Origin of the sequence: Burkholderia sp. SIMBA_062 (assembly GCF_046534765.1) — a bacterium.
GTDB classification, from domain to species: Bacteria; Pseudomonadota; Gammaproteobacteria; order Burkholderiales; family Burkholderiaceae; genus Burkholderia; species Burkholderia ambifaria.
This window is the reverse complement of sequence record NZ_JAWRYD010000622.1, coordinates 1-236: the sequence shown is the minus strand read 5'-3', so window position 1 is coordinate 236 and position 236 is coordinate 1. Positions and strand designations below refer to the sequence as shown.

Here is a 236-nt window from a genome sequence, read left to right as displayed (position 1 = left end):
AGTCGAGACCGCTTTCGAGAAAGCGCGAGACCAGATAGCTGAGCACCGTGGTCATGTAGTAGTAGAACATGTACAGCAGCAGCCCGACCTGGAACGGCCGCTCGCGCAGCGCGTGCAGCCGCACGAGCGGCTTCGGATGATGCCATTGATGCCACACGAACCACGCGAGCGAGCCGATGCCCGCGAGCGTCAGCAGCGGAATTTGCGGCGACGTGGTGAAGAGTTCGAAGCGCACC

1 pseudogene is annotated in these 236 nt (G+C 62.3%); it reads right to left on the bottom strand.

Annotation, left to right across the window (positions count from 1 at the left end):
* A pseudogene (locus SB786_RS37670) lies at window positions 1-236 on the bottom strand (MFS transporter); the annotation flags it as partial.